Source organism: Microcoleus sp. BM001215392, assembly GCF_036700185.1.
Lineage (GTDB): Bacteria > Cyanobacteriota > Cyanobacteriia > Cyanobacteriales > Microcoleaceae > Microcoleus.
In genome coordinates, this window is the sequence record NZ_JAUBOJ010000067.1 from 13,185 (window position 1) to 23,048 (window position 9,864).

Consider the following 9,864-nt stretch of genomic DNA (forward strand, 5'->3'; position numbering starts at 1 on the left):
TGACACCAGTTCTCGCGTCCCCGTTGAAGAGGATGAAGCATTTGGACATAAATATGAAGTCTACGATCTTTTGCCGCTAAGCTGGTTCCAAGTCAAGCAGCGCCTGGAAAACCTCGACAAAGATTTCATCAGCATCAGCGAATACGCCACCATCTGCGCCACCGAAAACATCCTGGCAGAAACCGACCAAACCCAACTCATCGGATTGCTGCACAACCTGGGCATTGTCCTCAACTTCCGCGAACACCCGATCCTGCAATCCACCAACATCCTCAATCCCCACTGGGTGACGGAAGGCATCTATGCCCTTCTCAGCGATGACGCACTCAAAGTCAAAACCAAAGGCATTCTCACCCACGCCGACCTCAGCCGCATCCTGGATGCCACGAAATATCCCAGCCACCGTTACAACTGTCTCACCGAGTTGATGGGCGAATTTCAACTCTGCTTCCCCCTCAGCCATTGCACCCCACGGACTTTCCTGATTCCCGGCATCTTGCCGAAAGAAGAACCGGAAAACACCGAACTCAAAGGCGAAACCCTGGAATTTCAATATCACTACCGCATCCTCCCCGACAGCATCCTGTCGCGTTTCATCGTCCTGATGCACGAGAAAATCCACAACTGCACCCACTGGCGCACGGGGGTAATGCTGGAGTACACGGAAGGCAAGGAAGTGTACAATATCGCCCGAATTAAATCCGATCCGGAAGATGAGAAAATCTTTATTGCTGTTAGCGGGCGGGAATCGACGCGGCGTTCTTTCCTCAGCATGATTCGGGATACGTTTACCAAAATCCACAATTCTTTTGCGAATCTGGAAATCAGTCAATGGGTGCCGGTTCGGGGTTATCCCGATGCCGATCCGCTGGATTACGAGGAGTTGCTAGGATTGGAGGATATGGGCGAGAATACGGTGCGCGTCGGGAAACTTAAACTTAAACTGGATTTGCGATCGCTGCTGGATGGCTATGAGTCGATCGAACTTCGGCGCAGAAGGCAAATGGGCGATGAAAAATACGGAAGAGAATATGATGACATTATAGATATCGCTAAACGACTCGCTAGCAAACCCACTAATATTACAGCAGAAGCAAAAGTTATGACTGAAAACTCTTCCAAAACCAACCACTTCAACGGCCCGATGTCCGGTGTGATCGGCAGCGATAACGCTACAGTTAGCAATAACGAGTTTATTCAAAACAATAACGCAAATACGGCGGAAATTCTCAAATTAATTTCATCAATGCGCGAAACCGCGACTCAGTTTCCCGAAGACATTCGCGATGGGATAATTATTGATATTGAAGATGTCGAAACCGAGATTAAGAAACCGGAAGGTCAATGGAATAAAGCCAGGTTAAAGAAGAGCTTGACTGCGATGATTGCGGCGGGTACTGCGATCGCAATTCCGATCGCAGGGATGACTGATTTTGCTAGTAGTGCGATCGATGTTGGTCAAAAACTCGGTATCGAAATCCAGCTACCGTCGGCACGTTAAATGTGGCCCAGAAACCGGGTTTTTTACGAAATATTTCATTCCAACCCACAAATTCGCTGAAAACCCGGTTTCTTTATTCAGCGTCATTCCGTAGCGGTTAAGAGGTATGATAATAGTAAGTAAGTTATTTATCAATTGATTATGTCGGCCAAAGATATTTTTCATGAAGTTGTCAAAATAGCTTTACAAAAGGACGGCTGGCGCATCACCCACGATCCGTTTCAAATTAGTGTGGGCGGTGTCGATATGTCGATCGACCTGGGAGCCGAAAAGCTGATTGCGGCAGAAAGGCAAGGTGATAAAATTGCTGTTGAGGTCAAAAGTTTTTTAGCAAAATCATCGCCAATCTCGGAATTTCATAGAGCATTGGGGCAGTTCATCAATTATCGAGCGGCACTGAAGCAAAAAGAAGGCGATCGCATTTTGTACTTGGCTGTACCGCTAATAACTTATGAAGAATTCTTTCAACTGGAGTTTCCGAAAGCAAGGGTGGAAGAAAATCAGGTAAAAATGATAGTGTACGATATAGCAAATGAGGCAATTGTACAATGGAAAAATTAATCAAATATCGAGAAATTGTGCAGCAAATGTTGCAGGAATATGGCAAGCACAAGCCAGCTCACGGAGACATTGAAGTCGAGACAATTTTTGATACAAAACGAGATTACTACCAAGTTTTTCTAGTGGGTTGGGATGACCAAAAGAGAGTTCATCACTGTAGTATTCACATTGATATTAAGGGCGGGAAAATTTGGCTTCAGTGGAATGCGACTGAAGATGATATTGCTGAGAATTTAGTCATAGCAGGAGTTCCAAAGGAAGATATTGTTTGGGGATTTCAACCGCCGTCAATGCGGAAGTACACTGGTTATGCAGTAGAATAGATCGCGAATCATGAAATATGTTTGCTACTTGTTGCTATTAATCTGTTTTTTCTGCGTCGCGCTTCCGGCCCAGGCTTCTGTCTGTCGCAACTATCAAGGGCGCGAGATTTGCATTGTCGATATCAAGCGCAGTGCGAAAAACTACTGGGAATACAGGGTAATTTTGAGTGTGGATGGAGTCAAGCAGCCTCTGGAAGTCTACAATTGCCGCAGCCACAGTACGGTTAAGCAAGATGGCACTGTTTTGGGGTTTGGACAAAACAATCCTGGTGAATTTGTCTGCCGTTTTTTTAATAAGAAATAGAAAACTTTTTCAATCAACTTTTGTTGTTGCAATCAGATGTCTTATCTTATCATGACTGTCTGTCTGTTTTGCTCTTCTTTTTTCTTTTATCTGTTTTATGTGCGGTACTGGAAATGGCGGGACTGTATCGAGGCGGCTAATTCTAGCTGTACGACACCAGATGGCGATGTTCTGATTGGCGGTGGTGCTTTTTGGATTGTTCCAGCAGTTGTATTTTTCCTGCCTTTTGCTGTGCTTTTATGCTTCAATTTGTTGAGGAAACGTAGAGTTGTAGAAAGCGATGATGAGAATAAAAAATGAATCTTCAAGACTCAATATTGTTAGGGTGTTCTGCCTTTGAATTGTATATTTGGGACGGGCTAGAAGCCCATCCCACAAGAGTTGGGGACGAGCTAGAAGCCCATCCCACAAGAGTTGGGGACGGCGGTTAGAATTTGCCGTCAACTGCTGATACGCAGCGATCGCAAATTACCGGATGTTCGATCGACTCTCCGACATGAGTAGAGTAGTTCCAGCATCGATCGCACTTTTGGCCGTCTGCTTTAACTACACCAATCGCCAACTCTGGAGATTGGTAACTGTACGGCAATTCCTCGATCGCTGCATTCGATTCTATCAGTTCTACTTCCGAAGTAATGAACAAGTAGCGCAGTTCGTCTACACCGTTGCTAGCACTTGCAGAATGGTGGTGTACAGCTATTTCCGCAGGAATTTCTGCTTGGGGCGCGATCGCACTTAATTCTGCTGTCTGGATTTCGGGTGTTTCTGCAAACACTTGTTCGACTGGGGCTGTCTGGGCGATCGCCTGTATTGGTACAAGCGCTGTCTCTACTGGAAGCGAAAGGACGATCGCCTCTGTTTCTACAAGTACCAGCGCCGTTGACTTTCCAAGCACGTCTGCTGTCAGCGAATCAATTGTTTGTGCCATTTCTTGGCGGCTTTCTGCAAACAGCAAGTGACGGAAAGCAAACCAGATTGTAAACAAGATGCCGATGATTTCAAACAATCCGCCCAATAGCGGAATCTGATTCATTGTATCCAAAACCGCCAGGGTTACTCTACCCGTTATCACCACAGAAGCTAACAGCCCCAGCGTTACCAGCAATGTTTGGTATTCTGTGAAAAAGTTGCCGGCATGCTTAGGCAAATCCGCCACAAACTGGGCGCTTTTATCTAACATTTCCTGCAAATCTAAAGCCGATGCTTCCGGGGCAGAATATTCTACTATCTCAGAAGCTGCATCGCCAAGAGCGACAGTTTTCTCTTCAACATGAACTGTCTTTTCTGTCAAGACTTTGGCAACACTTGCTGCTTGTGATTCTTGTTTGTCTTGTACTGCTTTGGCTTTCTCTTCTTCTGCTAGTTGGATGGCTGCGTTTTGCGATCGCACGTAATCCACCAATTCTTCGCTACTCGGATTCAAAGCTTGCAATTGCGCTCTTTTTGCGACATCGGGAACGTACAATAAAACCTTAGCTTCCAAAGAAGAACCGATCGCCTTTTGGGTCCTCGCTTGTTCCAAAACCTTGTTAACTTCGCCGCGTACTTGCCGCAAATATTGCCAGCGAGTCGCCAATTCGGGATTGTGCCATTTAGCATCAACTTGCACCCAACCAGCCTCAAATACTGACTTGTACGGTGTTTGATAAGGAATGTACTGCCAAATATCCTCAGCCATGTGACACAGCACAGGTGCGATCGCCCTGGCTAAATTCTCGACTGCGATCGCAATCACTGTCTGACAACTGCGGCGGCGCCGTGAATCTGTCGCGCTGATGTAAAGTCGATCTTTGGCAACATCTAAGTAGAAATTCGACAAATCCACGGTACAGAAATTCTGCACTGTTTGGAAGAATCGCGAAAATTGGAAACTTTCAAAAGCTTCTTGAACTTCCGCAAAAACTTCGCCCATTCTGTGCAGCATATAGCGATCGAGTTCCGGCAAATCCTCGAAAGCTACGGCATTTTTTGCCGGATCGAAGTCGTGCAAATTCCCCAGCAAAAACTTCGCTGTATTCCGAATCTTGCGGTAAACATCCGACTGCTGTTTGAGAATGTTTTTGCCTAAAGGCACGTCGGCGGAGTAGTCTACCGAAGACACCCACAATCGCAAAACATCGGCGCCATATTCCTTGATGACTAACGCCGGATCGACGACATTGCCTTCAGATTTGCTCATCTTGCGGCCTTTTTCATCCAGTACAAAACCGTGAGTCAAAACTGTTTTGTAAGGAGCGATGCCGTTAGTTGCTACACTGGTGAGCAAGCTCGATTGAAACCAGCCGCGGTGTTGGTCTGAACCTTCCAAATAGATATCGGCAGGATAGTTTAATTCCGATCGCAATGCGGCCACAGCAGCCCAGGAAGAACCCGAGTCAAACCACACATCCATCGTGTCTGTGCCTTTGCGGTAAGTGCGGCCGTTGTTGCGGTATGATTCCGGTAACAATTCGGCGATCGGCATTTCCCACCAAGCATCGGAACCGATCTCGGCAAAAATAGCTTGCACGTGCGAGATCGTCTCTTCATTTAACAGCGGTTCGTTGGTTTCTTCGTCGTAGAATACCGGAATGGGAACGCCCCAAGTCCGCTGGCGGGAGATGCACCAATCCGATCGATCGCCTACCATTGCAGTAATCCGATTTTCCCCTTGCGCCGGAATCCAATTCACACCGGCGATCGCCTTTAACGCTTCGTCGCGGAACCCTTCAACGGATGCAAACCACTGTTCAGTCGCCCGAAAAATCGTCGGCTTTTTAGTCCGCCAATCGTAAGGATAGGAGTGAGGATAAGCTTCCTCTTTAATCAAACAATTTACTTCGGCAAGGGCATCAATGACTGCGGCATTGCCATTTCCGAGGACATTTAAACCTGCAAACTGTCCTGCTTCGGCGGTGAAATTTCCGTTTTCATCGACGGGGGTTAAAACTGGCAAACCGCAGCGTTTTCCGACGATAAAGTCTTCTTGTCCGTGGCCCGGTGCGGTGTGCACCAATCCGGTTCCTGAGTCAGCGGTAATGTAATCGCCACCGGCCACGATCGGGCTTTCGCGATCGAACAGCGGGTGTTTGTAGGTGGAACCTTCTAAATCTTTACCTGGGAAGGTAGCCAGGATTTTTAATTCCGTGTTCAAAGTTGCCGACAGTCGATCTACTGCATCGACAGCAACTAACATAAATTGTTGGGCGATGTGGGAATCTGCCGGCGGTTCCACCACTGCATAAGTCAGTTCGGGATTGACGGCGATCGCCAAATTTGCCGGAATCGTCCAGGGGGTAGTCGTCCAAATCGCCGCCCAGAGGCTCGGCATATAGCGCTTGAGCTTCGTTTGCAAAGATTTTGACAATTTTCTGACGTGAAAGCCCACGTAGATGCTGCGCGAAACGTGGCCTTCGGGATATTCCAATTCCGCTTCGGCGAGGGCTGTTTTCGAGCTCGGACTCCAGTGCACGGGTTTGAAGCCGCGGAAGATGTAGCCTTTGAGCACCATTTGACCGAAAACGCCGATTTGGGCGGCTTCGTATTCGGGTTTCAGGGTTAAATACGGATGTTCCCAGTCGCCCCAAACGCCGTAGCGCTGAAAGGATGTGCGCTGCTGTTCCATTGTTTGCTGCGCGAAGGCGGCGGCTTTGCGGCGGAGGTCGATCGGGGTAAGATTTAGCCGATCGTCCGATTTCATGTTTTGCAATACCTTAAGTTCGATCGGCAATCCGTGACAATCCCAACCGGGGACATAGCGGACTTTTTTACCGCGCAGCATTTGGTAGCGGTTGATAAAATCTTTAAGGATTTTGTTGAGGGCGTGGCCGATGTGGAGTTGTCCGTTGGCGTAGGGCGGGCCGTCGTGGAGGATGAACAAATCCCCTGGGTTATCCTTGGAAAGGCGATCGTAGATTTCTCCATCTGCCCAAAATTGTTGCAATTCTGGTTCGCGTTTGGTGGCGTTGGCACGCATATCAAACTTGGTTTTGGGCAAATTTACTGTGTCTTTGTAGGATTTAGCTTCCATTTTTGAGAAACGTTTTATCTAGTTAGTTGTTAGTAGTTAGCGGTTATTTGAGAGTTGATATCAAGTCCGATTAAATAATCATAATTAAGTTTGTAGTAAAGACTTTAGTTTTCTCTCGTCCTTGAAGAGCACACAACCAGATATTCCAGTATAAGCGATCGACTGCACATTCGATCGAACCAAATCCGTAGAGAGATATCTCTTCTCCTCCTCTGCGCCCTCTGCGCCCTCTCTGGTTAAATCATTCATCAACAAATCGAGGTTGCGTTACTCACTCAGCCAACCGAACAATTCACCGACAGTGAGATTGAAGGATTCGGCGAAGGTTGGAACGGGAATGCGATCGTCCGGTTGTTCAAAAACTGCTATGGTGCGATCGGCAAAATAGACAAATACCAGTTCTTCTTCCGGGTCAATTAACCAGCCCATCTGGGTTCCGTGGGCGAGACAGTGGAGGATGTTGCGGACAACTTTGGTTTGACTTTGGTCTGGGGAAAGGATTTCAATCGTCCAGTCGGGGGCGATGGCGAAGGTGTTGGCGACTTTTCCATTCTCATCGCGGGGAATCCGTTCCCAAGTAAAGACTGTAACATCGGGAACAGTCGATCGACCGCCAAAGGTGCACCGTAATTCTGAATAGGCGCGGGCGATGTGTTGCGGTTTGAGTACCCGGTTGATATCACCACCGAGGTCAAGCTGAACTGTGCTGTGTTTTCCTTGAGGCATAGGTTTCTGGATAATTTGACCGTCGATGAATTCGCTGGCGGGTTTGGTTTCCGCGAGTTGGAGAAATTCGTCGAGAGTTAAAGGTTTAGTCGGAGTTTGAACCATTGCTGTTTGTAGTGAAGATGGGGGCGATCGATCCTATCGATCCATTCTACCGAGCCCACAACATTCTACCGAACCCACAACATTCTACCGAACCCACAACATTCTACCGAGCCCACAGATCCGGCAGGGGTTCAAACCCCTGCCTCATAGCTGAAGTCGTCGGTCGCCGACTGTAAATTCTTGAGTCCGATCCAAAAGAGCTCTTGCATAGAAATTATCCATTCAATAGTCCTCTTTCAGAGGACTTTCGCTCTCTCGACAGGGAATTCATTCCCTGTCGGACTGTCGGACTGTCGGACTGTCGGACTGTCGGACTGTCGGACTGTCGGACTGTCGCAAGCGAGAAACGCTCATACAAACAGTCCCAACCCGCGGCTAAAGGCATTGTTAACGCGATCGCACAATGAAGCATCCGGTACTTTATCTCCTTCCCCTTCCCATTTTTCCACAAGTTGGCGGCCCAGGGGCGTGAGGCGAAAACTGTCGGTAATTCCTTGTCCGTCTACTTCGCGCCGCAACACGCCGACTTGAATCAGCCACAGCAGGGAATTTTCGGCTGTGAGTTCGGCTACGGGCGATCGGGTGTAGCCGCTTTCAACACCTGCATTTGAGGCGATCGCACTTAGGAAAACACTGTTATCGCGGATGGTCTGGAAGAAGTGTAATTTAAAAGGGCTGCACCGGATCGCGCGATCGGCTCTTTTGACAGTGCGGCTGGGATAACTAATAGATTTAAACGCTTCCGATGGGATAAAAGTCATTGAGAGAACTTTTGAACAGGTACTATATTTTTAATTGTTACAGATTTATCGCAATAATCAATGTCTGACGCACCTTACAAGTTAATTTAACTGTGAGTTAACTAATCATCCCCTCAATTTCTGGATCTGTAAACCCAAATTGCCTGAAAATACGCAACACATAAGCGGGTGACATTTCCCCAGCACCGATATCAATCGGAACAATCCTTTTGCTGCCTTTAATTTCACGCACATACAAACCTACGATCCCCTTTCCCCTCTGGGTAAAACAGACATCCGTTTTGTTCTAAAATTTTAATTAATGCTTTAGGTTTTAAAGATGGAAGATTTTTAGGCATAAACTTTTCTTAGTTCATAAGTGTCTGAGGCTTCTCCATCTTCTAAAGTCAGAAATTCGTGTAACTCAGTAATAGAAAGAGGGCTGATATAAACATCAGACTCTGATTCATATACTTCGGAAAATGACTCGATCGCCTGTTTGAGCTTATCGATGGATTGTTCGGGAGTATTTCCTTGTCCAACCAATCCATTTTCCAAACACAGCGCCACCCAATAATTGGCACTTTTTCGCATAACAACAGTATAAAAATCTATCATATTTTACTTACTTCATCAAGTTTAATATCGTCAGCAAATTCGGAGTACGCGCCCCCAATCTAACACAATATCGCCCGTCAGTCAAGGCACAAAGTTACCCATCGAAACTATTCCGAAAGGTAGATTTTACATTCTGGTCGCTCAATTCCGAATCTAAATTTAAGAGATTGACAACAACAGCCCACAATCAACTAAAATATCTTTATCAATCCCCAGAAACACAAAACTATGACATTACCAGTTGGGTGCGCGGCTCCTCAATTCACCGCCAAAGACACAAACGGCAAAACCGTCTCCCTCTCCGACTTCACGGGTAAAACCGTCATCTTGTATTTCTATCCCAAAGATGACACCCCCGGCTGCACCAGACAAGCTCAAAGCTTCAAAGCAGCCCATGAAGAATACAAGGGCAAAGATATTGTAGTTCTCGGTGTCAGCCGCGACAACGAAGAATCACACCAAAAGTTTACAGAGAAGTACGGTTTGCCTTTTCAACTATTAGCAGATGTTGATGGCGCGATTACCAAAGCTTACGATGTTGAGAAAGGTGATTATGCCAAGCGCGTGACTTTTGTCATTGACGGTACTGGCAAAATCATTCAGGTTTATGAAGGGGAAACTATGAAGGTTGACTCTCACGCTCAAGATATTCTGGTCACCATAGTTTAGTCGCCGTCAGTCTAACATTCCTGAACGCACTAAAAAGCTAAAAATCCGGTTTCTTCCGAGATATCTCGTTGCTACACGCAACCTTCTCGTAGAAACCGGATTTTTTTGTAATACCATTTTCACAAAAGATTGCTACAGAATAAATTTTGTGTTTGTTTGTAAAACTATTGCGATCGGGTGCGGATATGTGAAATTGTCGATATGTATAGCGGATCGAGATCCCATATTCGCCGGGGTGCATCTGGCGCAAGGCAAATATGTTTGTAGGGGCGAAGCATGACCGCATACAATATGGGATTATAACTAAT

The 9,864-nt window shown here is 46.7% G+C and carries 12 protein-coding genes; 7 read left to right on the forward strand and 5 right to left on the reverse strand.

Annotated features, from left to right (window positions below):
* The 6 genes from QT974_RS10510 to QT974_RS10535 all read left to right on the forward strand — a co-directional run.
* Window positions 1-1,501 (forward strand): COR domain-containing protein (locus QT974_RS10510; RefSeq protein WP_333468432.1); only part of this gene is annotated, 1,501 nt, incomplete at its 5' end.
* A gap of 141 nt (window positions 1,502-1,642) precedes the next feature.
* On the forward strand, window positions 1,643-2,062 hold the full coding sequence (locus QT974_RS10515; RefSeq protein WP_333468433.1) for a XisH family protein: 420 nt from the start codon (window positions 1,643-1,645) through the stop codon (window positions 2,060-2,062).
* Window positions 2,050-2,385: a XisI protein gene (locus QT974_RS10520; RefSeq protein ID WP_333468434.1), complete on the forward strand. Its 336-nt coding sequence runs from the start codon at window positions 2,050-2,052 to the stop codon at window positions 2,383-2,385. Before QT974_RS10515 ends, QT974_RS10520 begins: the two co-directional genes overlap by 13 nt.
* Before the next feature lie 10 nt (window positions 2,386-2,395).
* A complete protein-coding gene (locus QT974_RS10525; RefSeq protein WP_333468435.1) occupies window positions 2,396-2,689 on the forward strand; it encodes a hypothetical protein in 294 nt (97 codons plus the stop codon).
* A 36-nt stretch (window positions 2,690-2,725) separates the two neighbouring features.
* Entirely contained in the window at window positions 2,726-2,989 is a 264-nt protein-coding gene (locus QT974_RS10530) for a hypothetical protein (protein WP_333468436.1), read from the forward strand.
* Window positions 2,986-3,120 carry a hypothetical protein gene (locus tag QT974_RS10535; RefSeq protein ID WP_333468437.1) on the forward strand — a complete coding sequence of 45 codons (135 nt, stop codon included), beginning with the start codon at window positions 2,986-2,988 and terminating at the stop codon, window positions 3,118-3,120. The genes QT974_RS10530 and QT974_RS10535 overlap by 4 nt, the downstream gene beginning before the upstream one ends.
* Here the strand turns inward: QT974_RS10535 and ileS are convergent.
* The 5 genes from ileS to QT974_RS10560 form a co-directional block, all read right to left on the reverse strand.
* Window positions 3,117-6,698, reverse strand: a complete 3,582-nt coding sequence (gene ileS / locus QT974_RS10540; RefSeq protein WP_333468438.1) for an isoleucine--tRNA ligase — start codon at window positions 6,696-6,698, stop codon at window positions 3,117-3,119. The genes QT974_RS10535 and ileS overlap by 4 nt on opposite strands.
* A gap of 267 nt (window positions 6,699-6,965) precedes the next feature.
* Window positions 6,966-7,529 carry a Uma2 family endonuclease gene (locus QT974_RS10545; protein WP_333468439.1) on the reverse strand — a complete coding sequence of 188 codons (564 nt, stop codon included), beginning with the start codon at window positions 7,527-7,529 and terminating at the stop codon, window positions 6,966-6,968.
* 350 nt (window positions 7,530-7,879) lie between these two features.
* Complete coding sequence (locus QT974_RS10550; protein WP_333468440.1) at window positions 7,880-8,290, reverse strand: Npun_F0494 family protein; 411 nt, start codon at window positions 8,288-8,290, stop codon at window positions 7,880-7,882.
* A 97-nt stretch (window positions 8,291-8,387) separates the two neighbouring features.
* Window positions 8,388-8,522, reverse strand: coding sequence for a hypothetical protein (locus QT974_RS10555; RefSeq protein WP_333468441.1), 135 nt, complete (start codon window positions 8,520-8,522; stop codon window positions 8,388-8,390).
* 98 nt (window positions 8,523-8,620) lie between these two features.
* Window positions 8,621-8,887, reverse strand: a complete 267-nt coding sequence (locus QT974_RS10560) for a hypothetical protein (protein ID WP_333468442.1) — start codon at window positions 8,885-8,887, stop codon at window positions 8,621-8,623.
* A gap of 228 nt (window positions 8,888-9,115) precedes the next feature.
* On the opposite strand from QT974_RS10560, the gene QT974_RS10565 reads away from it, so the two are divergent.
* Complete coding sequence (locus QT974_RS10565; RefSeq protein ID WP_293157736.1) at window positions 9,116-9,556, forward strand: peroxiredoxin; 441 nt, start codon at window positions 9,116-9,118, stop codon at window positions 9,554-9,556.
* The last annotated feature ends 308 nt before the right edge of the window (window positions 9,557-9,864 follow it).